We start from the raw sequence: 15,160 nt of genomic DNA, 5'->3' as shown, positions 1-15,160 counted from the left end.
CGTGCGCCCACGAAAAAGGGGCCGGGAAACCATGTCTCCCGGCCCCTTTTTTCGTGCTTGCGGCGTCAGGCGATCAGGCGCCCGTCACCTCGGCGGTATCGACCTTGATGCCGGGGCCCATCGACGAGCTGATCGCGACCTTCTGGACGTACTTGCCCTTGGCGCCCGCCGGCTTGGCCTTGACCACCGCGTCGACCAGCGCATCGAAATTCGCGCGCAGATCCTCGGCGGCAAAGCTCGCCTTGCCGATCCCCGAATGGATGATCCCGGCCTTTTCGACGCGATATTCGATCTGCCCGCCCTTGGCTGCCTTGACCGCGGTGGCGACGTCCATCGTCACCGTGCCGAGCTTGGGGTTGGGCATCAGCCCCTTGGGGCCGAGCACCTTGCCGAGCCGCCCGACGACGCCCATCATGTCCGGGGTCGCGATGCAGCGGTCGAAATCGATCGTGCCGCCCTGGATGATCTCCATCAGGTCTTCGGCCCCGACGACATCGGCGCCGGCGGCCTTGGCTTCATCGGCCTTGGCCCCCTTGGCGAACACGCCCACGCGCACCGTCTTGCCGGTGCCCTTGGGCAGCGTGACGACGCCGCGGACCATCTGGTCGGCGTGGCGCGGGTCGACGCCGAGGTTGAGCGCGACCTCGATCGTCTCGTCGAACTTCGCGGTGGCATTGTCCTTGGCGAGCTTGATCGCCTCGTCGACACCGTGGAGCTTCGCGCCGTCGATCGTCCAGCTCTTCTGCTTCTTGGTCAGCTTTGCCATGGTCTCAGCCCTCCACCACGTCGACGCCCATCGCGCGGGCGGTGCCTTCGATGATGCGGGTCGCCGCGTCGATATCGGTGGCGTTCAGGTCCTTCATCTTGGTCTCGGCGATCTGCTGGAGCGCGGAGCGCTTGATCTTGCCGGCCACGATCTTGCCCGGCTCCTTCGAGCCCGACTTGAGGCTGGCGGCCTTCTTGATGAGGAAGGTCGCGGGCGGCGACTTGGTGACGAACGAGAAGCTGCGATCGGCATAGACGGTGATGATCGTCGGGATCGGCGCGCTCTTCTCGAGGTCGCCGGTCGCGGCGTTGAACGCCTTGCAGAATTCCATGATGTTCACGCCGCGCTGGCCCAACGCCGGGCCGATCGGGGGTGACGGATTGGCGGCGCCGGCCGGCACCTGTAGCTTGATATAGCCGGTAATCTTCTTTGCCATGTCTCACTCTTTCAAGGGAGCGCCGCGCGCAACCGCGCCATCGCCCCAATTCAAGTTTAGCGGTCCGAACGACGGGCGCCAAAGCCCCCGCCTCCCGCAAGCATTTCCAAAGCTGTCGCGCTGGAAGCTGGCGCGGGTAACGCAATCGCCCTGCAAATGCAATCGCTGCGCTGCGGTCCGGCTGTTGCAATGTAGGAAATTCTGCGCTGAATAACATGTCGCCCGCGCGCCACGCGAAAGGAGCGACGATGCCCAGACCCTTCACCCGCGCCCAGCATCAGGAAAACCGCGCCTTCCTGAACGCGCTTGCCCGCACCGGCAACGCGCATGAGGCCGCCCGCGCGGTCGGCGCCCACCGCGCCAAATTCACCCGCCGCCGCAACGCGCACCCCCATTTCGCCACCCAATGGGACGCCGCTCTGGCACTCGCGCACGCAACTCTCTCCATACCTCCCCGGCACGGGGAGGGGGACCGCCGGCCACAGGCCGGTGGTGGAGGGGGCGACACCACCCTCGGCGCCACCCTCCACCGCACCCCCTCGGGCCGCCTCCAGCTCCGCCGCCCCGGTGGCCGCCGCCGCCTCACGCCGGCGCACCAACAGGCGTTCCTCGCCGCGCTCTCGGCGACCGCCAACGTCCGCCTCAGCGCCGCCGCGGCGGGCTTCACCCATGCGGCCTTCTATGCGCACCGCCGCCATAACCCCGGCTTCGCCCGCGAATGGCGGCTCGCGCTTCAGATCGGCTACGAACGGCTCGAACAGGCGCTGCTCGAAAGCTATCTGCCCGCCGCCTATGAAGACGATGCGTGGCGCCATAACGATCCCCCGCCGATCCCGCGGATGACCGCGGCCGAGGCGCTCCAGCTTCTCTACCTCCACCAGAAGGAGGCGTGGCTGTGGAGCGAGCCCGATTATATCAAGCGCCGCCGCGGCGAGAGCAGCGACGCCTGGTCGTTCCGCCTCGGTGAGATGTACGCGGCCCGCCAGCAGCGCGCCCGCGAGGCGTTCGACGTCGCCGAAGCCGCCCGTCGCGAGGGGCGGCAGCCGTCGCCGTTCGAGCCCGCCCCGCCCCCGCTGCCCGCGCTCGATCAGGTGACGGGCTGGAGCAACGCGCAGCGCCGCCCGGCGGACGGGGCCGGGGAGGCGGAGGCCGATAAGGGCATCGGCAAGCCCGCGCTGTTCGGCGGCTGGCGGTTGAAGGATTGGGAGGCGAAGGGGTGATGTCGGGCCGGTTGCTTATGGGCTTGAATGGCACCGATAACGGGCTGTTCGCTGTTATTGCGGACGATGTTCTACTCGATTGCGACCTTGGTTCTTTGCCCTGTAAAGGGCGGCGTCAGCCTTCGACACCATCAGGTCAGCCGGATCGGCTGAGGGCGTCGCTACCCAGGCGAGCCCGATGCTGACGGTGACGATTCCGCCGGGCGCGGCCGTAGGCAGGGCCCGGGCCAACACCGCCTTGCGCATCTTTTCTGCCATCGCGATGGCGGAGGTTTCGGTCGCGCCGGATAGAATCGCCACAAACTCCTCGCCGCCATAACGCGCCACGAAATCGTCGCCACGCACAAGGCAGGAGGAGAGTTCTTGCGCGACGTCGCGAAGGCGTTCGTCCCCCACCAGATGGCCGAATTTGTCGTTGAGGAGCTTGAAGTGATCGATGTCGATTATGAGTATGGCAAACGCGTTGTTCAGTCGGCGTGCGCGCGCCCATTCCCGCTGCAACGTCGTATCGAATTGCCGACGGTTGGGCAGTCCGGTCAATGCGTCCAGGTGGCTCAGCCGGTTGAGCCTGTCCTGTTCCGCGATCCCGCGCATCTGTGCCAGGACATTTCGTAGGCCATAGCCCAGGGTCCCGACGACGAACCCTGCCGCGGCGACCTGCGGGGCCCGGTATATCAGCGTGCACGCCACGATCAGGAGCGTGGCGGGAAGCATTAGGGGGCTACCCGCGCGAACGGCCAGCGAGAAGCGCGAAGCGGGCCGCCACAACGGCGTGCGTTGCTTGCGCCCGGGGCGCACCGCCCATGCCAGCCAGAGAAAGGGGAGCGCGATTGCCAGATCGGGCAGGTTGCCGAAGTCGATCTCCGAGGCCAGGTGATTGATATATGCGGCAACGATGCCGTAGAGGATCGCGAAGCCGGTCAGGATAGCAAAGAAGGATCGGCGCTGGGGATTCGAAGACGCTTGCCAGCGAACGAGAGCAAACATCGCGATGAAGCAATTTTCGACGTCGAACAGCCAGCGAATAGCGAGGACGCCCTCCGCGCTTGCCTGATCGAAAGCGGCAAAGCTGAAAGTGTGAAGCCAGAAAAGCGCGCCGAGCGTTAAGGCCAGAACGCCGTCGATGATCCGGATATGTCCTTGCTCGTGCGCGGGACTTGCCACCGCAAAGATCAAGGGAACGCCGTACAGCACGTAGAACAACATGCTGATGCCCGGCACGTCGAGCGGCCTCGCCAGCATCAGGTCGACACTCATGTTGATGGCCATGCCGGTCGCCCACAACAGGAGCGCAAGCCCTAATTCGGTCCATCCTTGATAATTTCGCTCCTGCCTGGCGCGCCCGGCACAGGCCGCTGCCGCTACGAGAGGCGCAGCGATTAGAAAAAGATAAGAGCCGGCTTTGGCATTGTCGCCGATGGTGACGATCGTGAGCGCATGCAGGGCCAGGAATGCAAAGATCGCGATCGATGCGAGCTGTGCCCACGCGACCTTTGGAAATGCGTGTGATACCGACCGTTGGCTGTATGGGGTGGGCATGGATTCACGGCTCGCAAAACTTGTCGCCCGATCCTCTTACAAGTCCGTGAATATAGGGTAACTTCGTCGGCAACGAACGTCGCGTCGATAGCGTCCGGCACGCGACGGCAGTTGTCGGAGTAAGGGGACAGGGCCTTGCCGGGCCGAGTCTGGGGGGCTGTAGCTGCCATCGAAGGCTGCCGCTTCGAAGGGCCGCTATCCGCAAGCTACCCTCTAAAACTGCCGTTATGGATCGCCCATCTTCGCTGCCATGCGTCCCCATCGCAACGAGGCTCTGGGATAATCGCTCTCGTTCGGCGCTTTGAACGACGGGAAAAGGGGGAGGCGTCGCCATCACCGATGTCGTGGCTTGTATATCGAAGCCAGCGTAAACCGTCATCCGCGGATACCAGCCTAAGCCACGGTTGACGCTACGGCACACGGGCATTTTGTGGCGTAATTACCACATCGAAACGACTTGTCGGCGATCCGCGGCATTGGCGCTTGTCAGGCCGGGCGCGCGGTTGCTAACGGTCCGCCTGCGCAAGAAAATAACGATACGGGAAATATTGCGCGAGTAATGCTTTAATTATCGTAAGAGAGTCCCATTACATGAAGAATATTGTTCTGGCTGCGGCGGCTGTCGCGGTCGCTTTTGCTGTGCCTGCTTCCGCTCAGACCTTCGCTGGCCCGTATGTCGGCGTAGAAATTGGCCACGACGGCTACGAAGTTAAGGGCGAAGACGTCCTTGGTTCCGGGATTGATTTTGACGGCATCAGCGGCAACGGCGTCGTTGGCGGTGTGTTCGCCGGCTATGACCTGCCGCTCACGTCGAGCATCTTCGTCGGCGTCGAAGCGTTCGGCAACCTCAGCGCCGCCAAGATCAGCGCCACCTATGCCGGTGACACCTATTCGGCCAAGGCTCGCGGCAGCTTCGGTGCGTCGGCCCGCGTCGGCACGATGATCAACGACAGCACGGCGGTCTACGCGCGCGGCGGCGTCATCGACACGCGCTTCAAGCTCTCGGACGGCGTCGATACCTACGCCAATTCGCAGACCGGCTTCCAATATGGCGGCGGCATCGAAACCCGCGTCGGCAGCAAGGCGTCGGTCCGCGTCGAATATATCGCGAACGATTACAACAGCGCCGGGATCGGCAATGGCGTCAAGGTCGGCAACGGCCAGGTGCGCGCGGGCGCCAGCTTCCGCTTCTGATCTTTAGATTTCCCGATCACGCAACCTGGGCCGCGCATCGCACGATGCGCGGCCTTCTTTTTGGCCGCCGCGTAACGGGCGGGCGTGCGGGGGAGGAGGGGGGGAGCGATCGGCCGCAACGCCGTCGCTAGCCCGACGCGGGAGTAAATCCCGCGTCGTCGGACGGGGTCGGCGGTGCCGACCCGCCGGCCGGGCGTTCGCGTCGCGTGCGCGCGAGCGGCGATTAGCGTGCGCTAATCGCCTCGCTCCGCCTTACTTGGACCGCTCGACCTGCTCGAAATCGAGTTCGACTGGGGTGGCGCGGCCGAAGATCGAGACCGATACCTTGACCTTGGCCTTGTCGAAATCGAGTTCCTCGACGGTGCCGTTGAAGCTCGCGAACGGGCCTTCGAGTACCTTGACCGCATCGCCGATCTCGTAATCGACCTTGATCTGCGTCTTGGGGGCGGCGGCGGCCTCTTCCTTCGAATTGAGCATCCGCGCGGCTTCCTTGTCGCTGATCGCCTGCGGCTTGCCGCTCGCGCCCAGGAAGCCCGTCACCTTCGGGGTGTTCTTGACGAGGTGGTACACGTCGTCGGTCATGATCAGCTTGGCGAGCACATAGCCCGGCATGAACTTGCGCTCGACCTGAACCTTCTTGCCGCGACGCGCCTCGGTCACGGTCTCGGTGGGCACCTCGATCTGTTCGACGAGCTGCTCGAGGCCCATGCGTTCGGCCTCGGCCATGATCGCATCGCGGACCTTGCCCTCGAAGCCGGAATAGGCGTGGATGATGTACCAACGCGACATGGATATGTCCCTTGTCCCTTGTCTTTTGAGGTCAGCCGGCGAGCGACAGCAATGCCTTGACGATCGCGTCGAAGATCGAATCGATGCCGACGAAGAACAGCGCGAGCATCGAGGTCATGACGATCACCATCACCGCGGTCATCACCGTCTGGCGCCGGCCGGGCCACACGACTTTGCGGGTCTCGGCCTGAACCTGCCGGATGAACTCGATCGGGGACGTCTTGGCCACGGGGCTGTGCTCTTCCAATAATACCGAAAAAGGGACATGGCCCGGTGCCCGGTGCTGGTCAACCGCTAGCCCTGTCCGCGATGTCGGAAAAGTGACCGCGAGATAGCGTCGGATATTCCGAAACACAAGGGCCCGCCGCGGGCAAGGGCGCGGCACGACGGATGGCAGGGGCGCTCGGATTCGAACCGAGGGCCTTCGGTTTTGGAGACCGACGCTCTAACCAACTGAGCTACGCCCCTACGCCCCCGCCCCTACCCATCCTTTCCCGCTGGGGCAATATGCTTCGGGTCGGGCGATGGCGATGGATGAATTATCGAAGGGGCCGCATGCGATCGGGCGTGCTTCGCCGACCGGCAGCGGACGGCCGAAAAATTGCCCTGGTCCTACGTCGGTCCGGTCGAAATCTGGAGGAACGGCATCCCGTTGAATGCATCTGATCGGGCCCGACGGCGTGGTAGAGCCGTAGGCTGGCACGCACGATGGGGCGTGCGGCGCCGATCTCCCACAACCAGTCGGCGCGCTGATCTGCGAAATCGCGCAGCAATAGCCGCATCGTATCATCATGTTCGACGAGCGCGATTTCGCCCGCGCGAATCACCGCCAGCGTGTGGCCGCGGCGAAGGCAGCTCAGCATGAGCAACAGCCCGCGCCCATCGCGAGCAGCGGTCCGCTGACGAGCGCGAGCGTTACGGTCACCGTACTGCCGAGGAATCCGAGGAACGCGAGCGTCGCCAGAGGCAACCCTGCCAGCGACACCGCCGATGCGGTCATCCAGCAGCGAGATGACGACCCACAGACCCAGCGCTTCGCTCGCGCTCGCCGGCGGACCGATCGCGAATGGGATCACCGACCAGATCGCGGTCAGCGCGATGCTTTCGGGCATCGTATCGCGTGCGTCGCCCACGCTCGCGGTCGTCGAGGTGCGATTACGCGAGGCGAGCCCGCGGTGCTGGTCAAACTGATGAGGCCGGCCCGTCTGGACAGAATCCAGCCCGGCACGAGCGATTCACAGCGCAATGTTATCAGGGCCGCGCTGACGACAAGGTGGATTGGCCACCGTCGCGGTCCCGTGCGCTCAGGCCGCGATCGCGTAAGGCTTGATCTCGCCGGCGAGATAGAGGTTGCGCGCCTTGGTACGGCTCAATTTGCCCGAGCTGGTGCGCGGCAGCGTGCGCGGCGGCACCAGTTCGATCACGCAATTCATGCCCGTGACCGAACGGACGCGTTCGCGGATCTCGTCGCGCAGCCGCTGGCGCTCGGCATCGTCCGAGGTGCGGCATTGGACGAGCACCGCGGGGGTCTCTTCGCCACCGGGGGTGGTGATCGCGAACGCCGCGATGTCGCCGGCTTTGAAACCGGGGAGTTGCTCGACCGCCCATTCGATGTCCTGCGGCCAATGGTTGCGGCCGTTGACGATGATCATGTCCTTGGCCCGGCCGACGATATAGACGTAGCCATTGGAGACATAGCCCATGTCGCCGGTGTCGAGCCATCCATCGGTCATGCACGCGTCGGTCGCGTCGGAATCACGGAAATAGCCGGTCATCAGCGATGGCCCCGAACACCAGATCTTGCCGATCGCGCCGTCGGGCAGCGGCGTACCGTCTTCCTCGCGGACCTCGACCGTCATGTCCTTGACCGGTCGGCCGCAATTGACGATCGCGCGGAAGCGTTGCGGCCGGTCCTGGCCTGCGGGGATACCCGAAAGCTGCGTTTCCTCGACGAGTTCGACGCGAATGCCTTCGCCCGGCGGCATGATCGACACCGCCAGCGTCGCTTCGGCGAGGCCGTAGCTCGGCAGGAAGGCCGAGGCCTGGAAACCCGCGTCGGCAAAAGCATCGACGAAGCTCTGCATCACGTCGGGCCGAATCATGTCGGCACCGTTGCCCGCGAGTCGCCAGCTCGACAGATCGAACCGTTCCGAGGCGCGGGTCTGGCTCGACATACGGCGCGCGCAGATGTCGTAGCCGAAGGTCGGCGAATAGCTGATCGTGGTGCCGCCGGCCTTGGTCGTGCGGGTGATGAGATCGAGCCACGCGAGCGGACGTCGCGCGAAATCCTCGGTCTTGAGATAATCGACCGATACCTGATTGGCGACCGGTGACAGGAAGCAGCCGACCAGCCCCATGTCGTGATACCAGGGAAGCCATGAAATGCAGCGGTCGGTGTCGATCAGCTGCATACCGTTGGCGTGGGCCGCAAGATTGTTGAGCAAGGCGTGATGCGTGATGATGACGCCGTGTGGAAAACGCGTCGAACCGCTCGAATATTGCAGATAGGCAATGTCGTCGCTCTTGGCGGGCGGCAACGGTACTTCGTGCGCCACGGCAGTCGCGAGACTGGCCCAATCCACGCCCTCGACCTGCGCAAGGCGGGCGGCGTCGAGCGCCATGTCGGCAAGCTCGGGCGGGAAGATCAGCAGGCGCGGATCACAGCTCGAAAGCTGGACGCGGAGCTGTTCGACATAGGATTCCTTGCCGCCGAACGAGGTCGGCAGCGGCAGCGGCACCGGCCAGGCACCGGCATAGACCGCGCCAAAGAACAGGGCGCCGAATTCGGGGCCGGTTTCGGCGACGAGCGCGATGCGGTCGCCGGGGACGATGCCACGGGCGATCAGGCGATAGGCGCAATCGAGTGCGTCGTCGCGGAGTTCGGCGAACGAATAGGCACGCACCAGCGCCCCGCGCGGATCGTGGAAATTGAAGCCGCGCGCACCGGTCGCCGCATAGTCGAGCGCTTCGCCAAGCGTGGCGAAATCGGCCCAGCGCCGCTGGAGGCTGTCCTCGGTCGGTGTTGCAAGCGGTGCTGCCGTATCGGCGGCATCGATCCGCTCGAGTTCGTTGGACATCATTCCTTCGCGCCCCTCGCGCAGTGTCTTAAAAAGTCGACCGCACGCCGCGGTCAAGATCGCTCTGCCCCGCGCTAGCGTTCAAATTCCGTTGTGACTGTGGCACAATGATGGCGTCATGCCCGGCCAACGACGTTCCCCAAAACCGCTAGACGCCGCGGCGCTCGATCGACTCGCGCTCCGTTACGTCGAGCGTTTCGCGACGACTCGCGCGCGACTCGCGACGTATCTGGCGCGCAAGATGCGTGAGCGAGGGTGGGAAGGCGCCCCGATTGATCCCGTCGATGTCGCGGAACGGATGGCCGCACTCGGCTATATCGATGATCGCGCTTTCGCGGAGGCGCGGGCGCGATCGATGACCCGCCGCGGGCTGGGCGGGCGCCGCGTTGCGATGGCGCTGCATGCCGCGGGGGTTGCCGAGGAGGATAGCGACACCGCGACGGCGATCGTCGAATCGGCGGTGCTGGATGCGGCGCTTGCTTTTGCCCGGCGGCGGCGAATCGGCCCGTTCGCGCCATCGGTGCCTGATCGCCCGCTGCGTGAGAGGCATCTGGCGGCGATGATTCGTGGCGGTCATGATTTCGCGATCGCGTGCCGAATCGTCGCGATGGCGCCGGGTGAGGAGCCCGCGCGCCCCGAATCGATACAATCGTAAACCGCGCCGCAGCCGTAAACGAAGGCTCAACCTTTTAGACTCGGCGCTTTCTTGTGATAGAGAAGGTGGCTGGGGGTAGTCGTGATGAGTGTGAGTCCGCAACCGGTGCCACGCGCACCGGAACAGACAGACGAAGCAATCGATCTGGGGGGGGGAGAGCGTGCCTATAGCGGCACGCTCAAATGGTTCGATGTCACGCGGGGATTCGGGTTCATCGTCGCCGATGAGCCCGGTGTGGGCGACATCCTGATCCACTTCACCGTGCTTCAGCCGCATGGCCGGCGCAGCTTGCCCGAAGGCGCGCGGGTGCATTGTATCGCGGTCCATCGCGATCGCGGCCTTCAGGCACGCGAGATTCTTTCGATCGACCTCAGCAATGCGATCGAGCCGACGCCGCGCTCGCGCAGCACGCATAATGATGTCGATGCGCTTGCCGACAATGCGGGGGATTTCGAGCCGGTCCGGGTGAAATGGTTCAACCGGCTCAAAGGCTACGGATTTTTGGTGCGTGAAGCCGGGTCTGCGGATATCTTCATCCATATCGAGACACTGCGTCGCGCCGATATTATCGACATAGAGCCGGATCAGTTGCTCCGCGCGCGCGTTGTGGACGCCGGCAAGGGACCGCTTGCGGTCGCGGTCGAAGCGATCGACGACGCGCATTGAAAAGAAGGTAGGGCAGCATGACTTCGCGAATCATCGTGGCGCTCTTTGCTGCCGCCATGGCCGTTCCCGCCGCCTGTACCGGCGGCAATGCGGCCGGTACCGCCACCAATGACGCCGTGGCCGCCAAGATGATCGCGGTCACTATCACCAGCGCCACGACCGGCACCCACCATTTCGAAGTCGAGCCCGCGAAGACCGCCGCCGAGCAGGAGCGGGGGCTGATGTTCCGTACCGACATCCCCAAGGATGGCGGCATGCTCTTCTGGCCATACCCCGCCGGTGGCGGGCCGCCGCGCGAGGCGAGCTTCTGGATGAAGAACACGCCGAGCCCGCTCGACATCATCTATATCCGTCCTGACCACACGATCGCGCGGATTGCCGAAAATACGACGCCTTATTCGACCGATCCGATCGGGTCGGGCGAGCCGGTAGGTGCGGTGCTCGAACTGCGTGGCGGGCGGACGGCAGAACTCGGGATCGGGGAAAACGATAGGGTGACTTGGCCGGGTGCGGACGGTTGATCTCGTACGCGGCGCCAACGCGACCGACTGACTGAACGAGTGTTGCCCGGGCTCGCTCCACGCGGTAAGCGCTCGGGCATGGGACTGCTCAAATCAACCTTCACCTGGTGGGAAGGCGCCACCTTCGGTACCTGGATGGGGCTGCGCGGCAAGCGTCGAGCCGGCGAGGATGCGCTGGGGAACGCTTATTACGAGGGCGGTAAAGACGTAAACGGCGTGCCGCGGCGTTGGGTGATATATAAGGGCGCCAACGATGCCAGCCGGGTACCGCCTGACTGGTTTTCATGGCTGCACCACCAGATCGATGAGGTGCCCGACCGTGCACTGCCGCAGGTCCGGCGCTGGGAAAAGCCCGCCACGCCCAACATGACGGGCACCGCGCTCGCCTATCGGCCGCCCGGTGCGCTCGAAAAGGGCGGACACCGCGCCGCCGCCACCGGTGATTACGAAGCCTGGGTTCCCGAATAATGTCACGCCTGCGGCTCCTTGGCGGAGCGGCACTTGCGGCCGCGCTTGCTGTGGGTGCGTGGCAGGGAATCGACGCGATGCGCTCGTCCGGTGCCGGATCGTCGCCATTGCCATCGACGACGGCTGCGGTCGGGCAGGGCAGTGAGGCCGCTTCGGACATCGTCACGATCGACACGCCACAAACTGCGATCAGCGAGGCGGGTACGACGCCGATGGCGCAGCGAGTCGCGGTGCTGGGGCTGCTCAACAAGCGCAACGGCGAAAGCCGCGACATCACGCTCAAGCCGGGGCAGGCAGTGCGCGTGGGCGACGTGATCGTGCGGCTGCGTGCATGCGAGGAAACGGCACCGTGGGAGCAGACGCACTATACCGGGGCGTTCGTCCAGCTCGATGTGCAGCAACTCGATCAGAAGTGGCGGCGTGTGTTTTCAGGCTGGCTGTTCAAGGAACGGCCGGGGCTGAACGTCGTCCAGCACCCGATCTATGATGTGTGGACCAAGAGCTGCACGATGGCGCGGCCCGATACCGGCCCCGAGACGGTGGCGATCGGATCGCTTGGATCGGGCGCATCGAGTGCGAAGAAATCGGGTGAGGCCAGCGATGAATCCGCAAGTGAGGCGGCTGTCGAGGCCGAGGCGCCTGCGCCAACTCCGACGCCTGCCGCGCCAGCGCCCGCCCCAGCCAATTCGTCCAGCGCTGAGCCCAACAGCTCGAGATAATCGGCGCGCGATATCTCCACGGCCCCCAGTGACGCGAGGTGATCGGTCTGGAACTGGCAATCGAGTAACGTGAAGCGTCCGTATTTGAGCCGCGCGATCAGCCAAGCGAGCGCGACTTTTGAGGCGTCGGTTTCGCGACTTACCATGCTCTCGCCGAAAAAAGCGCGGCCGAGCGCCATGCCGTAGAGCCCGCCGACGAGTCGGTCGCCTCGCCAGCATTCGATCGAATGCGCATAGCCCATCCGATGCAACTCGATGAAAACGCGCTCGATTGCGTGGTTGATCCAGGTATCGGCCCGGTTCTCCGCCCGCTCGGCGCATAACCGGAGCACTTGCGCAAAGGCGGCATCGGCGGTCACGCGGAACCGGTCCGCTGCGATCGTCTTGCGCAGCGAATGCGAGACTCGGAAACGGTTGAGCGGCAGGATCGCGCGCTGGCGTGGTTCGACCCAGAAAATGCTGTCGGCGTCACGACTGTCCGCCATCGGGAACACCCCGGACGCATAGGCGCCGAGCACCAGATGCGGATCGAGCATCGTCATGATCGGAGAGTCGCGGGCGCGGTCATGGATGGCGCGAATGTGCCACGACTGGCCGCCGCAGGGTAGCCGCAGATACAAAAAGGGGCCGGCAATACCGACCCCTTTTGCGCTCGATCACGTTGGAGCGTTTCAGTGTTTGCAGGTTTGCGTGCCGCTGGGCGTGGTGAGCGTGATGCTCTTCTGGTCGCCGGTCAGCTTGTAGCCACCCTCGTTCGTGAGCGGATCGCCCGCATTCGCGGCGGTGAGATGGATGATCTCGCCATCCTTTTTCGTCCGCAGATTGGCGAGCTTGTCACCCGAGAAGAAGTCGACAAACGCAAGGCTGTTGTCCTTGCAGCGGAACGCGACCGACGCCTTCATCGACGGTGGCAGCTCGACCGCGGGTGCGTTGGCGAGTTCGGCAGCCATCGGATCCGGCGCGGTGGTGTCGACGGTTTCGGCTTTCTGCTGGCAACCGGCGAGCAGAAGGATCGCGGCCGCCGCGGCGGTAAAGGATAGGGTGTTCATAGCGGCGCGGTGCTTCGCTTACGAGGCTCCGTTCGTCAAGAAGTTTGTACGGCGTTTTATATAAGAATATTGCCGGCCGGCATGGTTTCCTCATCTTTATGTCACCGCTGCCGCGAGCGCCTGATGACGTAGCGGGCGAGGAAATAGCCGAGGCCGAGCAGTACGGCGCCGAGCAGCGCTAGCCCGGCGAGCGAAAGACTCGCGCGCACCAACGCCCAGAGCAGGGTTTCGATAAACCGCGCGATGGCGACCGATAGATGGATCAAGCGCGGCTCTCCTTGCTTGAGGCCTTCTATCGGTGGGCGATGCCCGCGGCGAGTACCGCGTGTCCAGCTTGCATGGGGTCAAGCGATCTTTGGTTGTCGACGGGCGGATGACAAGCGTATCTGAACGCCATGCAAACAACTTCCGACACGCTCGCGCTCATCGGCAACACCCCACTCGTTCGCCTCAAGGGGCCCAGTGAAGCGAGCGGGGGCGAAATTTACGGCAAGTGTGAATTCGCCAACCCAGGGGCATCGGTGAAAGATCGGGCGGCGCTGTTCATCGTCCAGGACGCGGAGGCCAGGGGGCAACTCGCGCCAGGTGGGACGATCGTCGAGGGCACCGCGGGCAATACCGGAATCGGGCTCGCGCTGGTGGCCAATGCCAAGGGTTACAAGACGATCATCGTCATGCCCGAGACGCAGAGCCGCGAGAAAATGGACACGCTGCGTGCGCTCGGCGCAGAACTCGTGCTCGTGCCGGCCGCCCCTTATTCGAACCCTGGCCATTTTGTGCATACCTCGCGCCGGATCGCCGAAGAAACCGATAACGCGATCTGGGCTAACCAGTTCGACAATATCGCCAACCGCCGTGCGCATATCCAGGGCACCGCCGAGGAAATCTGGGCGCAGATGGACGGGCGCGTCGATGGCTTTACCTGCGCCGTGGGTACCGGTGGTACGCTGGCCGGTATTGGTCTCGGGCTCAAGGCGAAGGACGAGAAGGTCACGATCGCGCTCAGCGATCCGTACGGCGCCGCGCTCTATGAATATTATGCGCACGGCGAACTGAAATCGGAGGGCAATTCGGTTGCCGAAGGCATCGGGCAGGGGCGGATCACCGCCAATCTCGAAGGCGCGCCGATCGACACGCAATTCCGCATCTCGGATGAGGAAGGGTTGACCTGGGTTCGGCGTCTACTGGCTGAGGAAGGGCTATGCCTGGGCCTGTCGTCCGGCATCAACGTTGCTGGCGCGATCCGGCTTGCCAAGCAACTTGGCCCGGGCAAGCGGATCGCGACGATCCTGTGTGATACCGGATTCCGCTATCTTTCGACGCTCTACAATCGGGACTGGCTGGAGGCGAAGGGGCTGTCCGTTCCCGAATGGCTCGCCGCGCGCTGAGGTGATGGGCACGCGCCGGCGCCGCTTCTCTCCGAGGCCGGGTGCCCCTGCTGTGCATCGACAAGCGTGCCGGGCGCGGCTACACCTCGCTCCGGCATGAAGACCACCGACGATTCAGGCCAGACGATGCAGCGCGTGAAGGTGGCAATGACCGGGCTTGCGCTCGTGCTGCTGCTCATCGGCGTGGCGAGCATCATCTTCAGTTCGGCCAGCAGCGACACGCCGGGAGACCTCGCTGGCGCCGCCCAATCGGACGTGCTTGCCAATCTGGTGCTGGGTAATAGCGTGCAAGGCGCCGCGAGTACCCCCAGCGAACCGCTGGCCGAGCTCGGCGTTGCGCCCAGCACGACCCCGACCAATACGGTCGTTGCCACGCCCGCCGCACCGCCGCGCTGACAAGGCCTTAATGGAATCGCACTGACCTGCGCTTGGACGGGCGCGGGTGTTGGGTGCTGGCTTTCCGGAACAATTCATGAATCAATGCCTGCCACGATTGTGCGTGGGCGAAGGATGCTGCATTTGACCGCGTTTGAACCGCGAAATCCCCAATAATCCCCTTGGCACCCCGTTTGGCCCCTGATATGCATTTTCCAACAGAGGAGCGGGCCGTCTTGCAACCCGAACCGAAGCCGACGCGCGGCGACGGCTGATTTTCGGAAAAAGGGCGGGTTGC

19 protein-coding genes, 1 tRNA gene and 1 pseudogene are annotated in these 15,160 nt (G+C 64.4%); 10 read left to right on the top strand and 11 right to left on the bottom strand.

All coding sequences use genetic code 11. From position 1 onward, the window contains the following. Nucleotides 1-73 precede the first annotated feature (73 nt). Entirely contained in the window at nucleotides 74-766 is a 693-nt protein-coding gene (rplA, locus tag NFE57_RS07115; protein WP_252134886.1) for a 50S ribosomal protein L1, read from the bottom strand. A 4-nt stretch (nucleotides 767-770) separates the two neighbouring features. After that, nucleotides 771-1,202, bottom strand: coding sequence for a 50S ribosomal protein L11 (rplK, locus tag NFE57_RS07110; RefSeq protein WP_252134885.1), 432 nt, complete (start codon nucleotides 1,200-1,202; stop codon nucleotides 771-773). Between the two features lie 248 nt (nucleotides 1,203-1,450). Here rplK and NFE57_RS07105 point away from each other — a divergent pair, with 248 nt between their 5' ends. Further along, complete coding sequence (locus NFE57_RS07105) at nucleotides 1,451-2,422, top strand: hypothetical protein (RefSeq protein WP_252134884.1); 972 nt, start codon at nucleotides 1,451-1,453, stop codon at nucleotides 2,420-2,422. A 54-nt stretch (nucleotides 2,423-2,476) separates the two neighbouring features. Here NFE57_RS07105 and NFE57_RS07100 read toward each other — a convergent pair whose 3' ends face one another. Beyond that, complete coding sequence (locus NFE57_RS07100) at nucleotides 2,477-3,961, bottom strand: GGDEF domain-containing protein (RefSeq protein WP_252134883.1); 1,485 nt, start codon at nucleotides 3,959-3,961, stop codon at nucleotides 2,477-2,479. A 591-nt stretch (nucleotides 3,962-4,552) separates the two neighbouring features. Between NFE57_RS07100 and NFE57_RS07095 the strand changes: the two genes are divergently transcribed. Further along, nucleotides 4,553-5,155 carry an outer membrane protein gene (locus tag NFE57_RS07095; protein WP_252134882.1) on the top strand — a complete coding sequence of 201 codons (603 nt, stop codon included), beginning with the start codon at nucleotides 4,553-4,555 and terminating at the stop codon, nucleotides 5,153-5,155. Nucleotides 5,156-5,407: 252 nt separating this feature from the next. On the opposite strand, the gene nusG is transcribed toward NFE57_RS07095, so the two are convergent. The 4 genes from nusG to NFE57_RS07075 form a co-directional block, all read right to left on the bottom strand. Next, nucleotides 5,408-5,944 (bottom strand): transcription termination/antitermination protein NusG, encoded by a 537-nt coding sequence (gene nusG, locus NFE57_RS07090; RefSeq protein WP_252134881.1) that lies wholly within the window; start codon nucleotides 5,942-5,944, stop codon nucleotides 5,408-5,410. Between the two features lie 31 nt (nucleotides 5,945-5,975). Next, nucleotides 5,976-6,173 (bottom strand): preprotein translocase subunit SecE, encoded by a 198-nt coding sequence (gene secE / locus NFE57_RS07085; RefSeq protein ID WP_252134880.1) that lies wholly within the window; start codon nucleotides 6,171-6,173, stop codon nucleotides 5,976-5,978. 162 nt (nucleotides 6,174-6,335) lie between these two features. Beyond that, nucleotides 6,336-6,412: transfer RNA gene (locus NFE57_RS07080), tRNA-Trp, on the bottom strand. A gap of 388 nt (nucleotides 6,413-6,800) precedes the next feature. Further along, nucleotides 6,801-6,944: a hypothetical protein gene (locus tag NFE57_RS07075; RefSeq protein WP_252134879.1), complete on the bottom strand. Its 144-nt coding sequence runs from the start codon at nucleotides 6,942-6,944 to the stop codon at nucleotides 6,801-6,803. Nucleotides 6,945-6,955: 11 nt separating this feature from the next. On the opposite strand from NFE57_RS07075, the gene NFE57_RS07070 reads away from it, so the two are divergent. After that, the gene (locus tag NFE57_RS07070; RefSeq protein WP_252134878.1) at nucleotides 6,956-7,135 is read left to right on the top strand and encodes a hypothetical protein; all 180 of its coding nucleotides are present in this window, start codon (nucleotides 6,956-6,958) and stop codon (nucleotides 7,133-7,135) included. 113 nt (nucleotides 7,136-7,248) lie between these two features. Here NFE57_RS07070 and NFE57_RS07065 read toward each other — a convergent pair whose 3' ends face one another. After that, nucleotides 7,249-9,024 carry a fatty acyl-AMP ligase gene (locus tag NFE57_RS07065; protein ID WP_382279867.1) on the bottom strand — a complete coding sequence of 592 codons (1,776 nt, stop codon included), beginning with the start codon at nucleotides 9,022-9,024 and terminating at the stop codon, nucleotides 7,249-7,251. 115 nt (nucleotides 9,025-9,139) lie between these two features. Between NFE57_RS07065 and NFE57_RS07060 the strand changes: the two genes are divergently transcribed. The 5 genes and pseudogenes from NFE57_RS07060 to NFE57_RS16745 form a co-directional block, all read left to right on the top strand. Next, entirely contained in the window at nucleotides 9,140-9,676 is a 537-nt protein-coding gene (locus NFE57_RS07060) for a regulatory protein RecX (protein ID WP_252134877.1), read from the top strand. Nucleotides 9,677-9,760: 84 nt separating this feature from the next. Next, complete coding sequence (locus NFE57_RS07055) at nucleotides 9,761-10,342, top strand: cold-shock protein (RefSeq protein ID WP_286207723.1); 582 nt, start codon at nucleotides 9,761-9,763, stop codon at nucleotides 10,340-10,342. Nucleotides 10,343-10,359: 17 nt separating this feature from the next. After that, nucleotides 10,360-10,863, top strand: a complete 504-nt coding sequence (locus NFE57_RS07050; RefSeq protein ID WP_252134875.1) for a DUF192 domain-containing protein — start codon at nucleotides 10,360-10,362, stop codon at nucleotides 10,861-10,863. A 78-nt stretch (nucleotides 10,864-10,941) separates the two neighbouring features. Continuing rightward, entirely contained in the window at nucleotides 10,942-11,331 is a 390-nt protein-coding gene (locus NFE57_RS07045) for an NADH:ubiquinone oxidoreductase subunit NDUFA12 (protein ID WP_252134874.1), read from the top strand. Beyond that, a pseudogene (locus NFE57_RS16745) lies at nucleotides 11,331-11,777 on the top strand (DUF2155 domain-containing protein); the annotation flags it as partial. The gene NFE57_RS07045 and the pseudogene NFE57_RS16745, both read left to right, overlap by 1 nt. 35 nt (nucleotides 11,778-11,812) lie before the next feature. Here NFE57_RS16745 and aat read toward each other — a convergent pair. The 3 genes from aat to NFE57_RS07025 all read right to left on the bottom strand — a co-directional run bounded on the left by aat (nucleotide 11,813) and on the right by NFE57_RS07025 (nucleotide 13,365). Beyond that, a complete protein-coding gene (gene aat, locus NFE57_RS07035; protein WP_252134873.1) occupies nucleotides 11,813-12,592 on the bottom strand; it encodes a leucyl/phenylalanyl-tRNA--protein transferase in 780 nt (259 codons plus the stop codon). Between the two features lie 129 nt (nucleotides 12,593-12,721). Next, entirely contained in the window at nucleotides 12,722-13,099 is a 378-nt protein-coding gene (locus NFE57_RS07030) for a hypothetical protein (protein ID WP_252134872.1), read from the bottom strand. Between the two features lie 101 nt (nucleotides 13,100-13,200). After that, nucleotides 13,201-13,365 carry a hypothetical protein gene (locus tag NFE57_RS07025; protein ID WP_252134871.1) on the bottom strand — a complete coding sequence of 55 codons (165 nt, stop codon included), beginning with the start codon at nucleotides 13,363-13,365 and terminating at the stop codon, nucleotides 13,201-13,203. A 129-nt stretch (nucleotides 13,366-13,494) separates the two neighbouring features. On the opposite strand from NFE57_RS07025, the gene NFE57_RS07020 reads away from it, so the two are divergent. Both NFE57_RS07020 and NFE57_RS07015 read left to right on the top strand, forming a co-directional pair. Further along, a complete protein-coding gene (locus NFE57_RS07020) occupies nucleotides 13,495-14,487 on the top strand; it encodes a cysteine synthase A (RefSeq protein WP_252134870.1) in 993 nt (330 codons plus the stop codon). 96 nt (nucleotides 14,488-14,583) lie between these two features. After that, nucleotides 14,584-14,883 (top strand): superantigen-like protein SSL4, encoded by a 300-nt coding sequence (locus NFE57_RS07015; protein WP_252134869.1) that lies wholly within the window; start codon nucleotides 14,584-14,586, stop codon nucleotides 14,881-14,883. Nucleotides 14,884-15,160: the final 277 nt, after the last annotated feature.

The sequence above is a fragment of the Hephaestia sp. MAHUQ-44 genome, from assembly GCF_023806085.1.
Taxonomy (GTDB): Bacteria; Pseudomonadota; Alphaproteobacteria; order Sphingomonadales; family Sphingomonadaceae; genus Sphingomonas.
This window is presented reverse-complemented; position numbering and strand designations above follow the sequence as displayed.

Excerpts from the sequence above, each read along its gene's own strand:
- rplA (WP_252134886.1), bottom strand. The coding sequence starts at position 766 with ATGGCAAAGCTGACCAAGAAGCAGAAGAGCTGGACGATCGACGGCGCG.
- rplK (WP_252134885.1), bottom strand. The coding sequence starts at position 1,202 with ATGGCAAAGAAGATTACCGGCTATATCAAGCTACAGGTGCCGGCCGGC.
- NFE57_RS07105 (WP_252134884.1), top strand. The coding sequence starts at position 1,451 with ATGCCCAGACCCTTCACCCGCGCCCAGCATCAGGAAAACCGCGCCTTC.
- NFE57_RS07100 (WP_252134883.1), bottom strand. The coding sequence starts at position 3,961 with ATGCCCACCCCATACAGCCAACGGTCGGTATCACACGCATTTCCAAAG.
- NFE57_RS07095 (WP_252134882.1), top strand. The coding sequence starts at position 4,553 with ATGAAGAATATTGTTCTGGCTGCGGCGGCTGTCGCGGTCGCTTTTGCT.
- nusG (WP_252134881.1), bottom strand. The coding sequence starts at position 5,944 with ATGTCGCGTTGGTACATCATCCACGCCTATTCCGGCTTCGAGGGCAAG.
- NFE57_RS07075 (WP_252134879.1), bottom strand. The coding sequence starts at position 6,944 with ATGACCGCATCGGCGGTGTCGCTGGCAGGGTTGCCTCTGGCGACGCTC.
- NFE57_RS07070 (WP_252134878.1), top strand. The coding sequence starts at position 6,956 with ATGACGACCCACAGACCCAGCGCTTCGCTCGCGCTCGCCGGCGGACCG.
- NFE57_RS07065 (WP_382279867.1), bottom strand. The coding sequence starts at position 9,024 with ATGATGTCCAACGAACTCGAGCGGATCGATGCCGCCGATACGGCAGCA.
- NFE57_RS07060 (WP_252134877.1), top strand. The coding sequence starts at position 9,140 with ATGCCCGGCCAACGACGTTCCCCAAAACCGCTAGACGCCGCGGCGCTC.
- NFE57_RS07055 (WP_286207723.1), top strand. The coding sequence starts at position 9,761 with ATGAGTGTGAGTCCGCAACCGGTGCCACGCGCACCGGAACAGACAGAC.
- NFE57_RS07050 (WP_252134875.1), top strand. The coding sequence starts at position 10,360 with ATGACTTCGCGAATCATCGTGGCGCTCTTTGCTGCCGCCATGGCCGTT.
- NFE57_RS07045 (WP_252134874.1), top strand. The coding sequence starts at position 10,942 with ATGGGACTGCTCAAATCAACCTTCACCTGGTGGGAAGGCGCCACCTTC.
- aat (WP_252134873.1), bottom strand. The coding sequence starts at position 12,592 with ATGACGATGCTCGATCCGCATCTGGTGCTCGGCGCCTATGCGTCCGGG.
- NFE57_RS07030 (WP_252134872.1), bottom strand. The coding sequence starts at position 13,099 with ATGAACACCCTATCCTTTACCGCCGCGGCGGCCGCGATCCTTCTGCTC.
- NFE57_RS07020 (WP_252134870.1), top strand. The coding sequence starts at position 13,495 with ATGCAAACAACTTCCGACACGCTCGCGCTCATCGGCAACACCCCACTC.
- NFE57_RS07015 (WP_252134869.1), top strand. The coding sequence starts at position 14,584 with ATGAAGACCACCGACGATTCAGGCCAGACGATGCAGCGCGTGAAGGTG.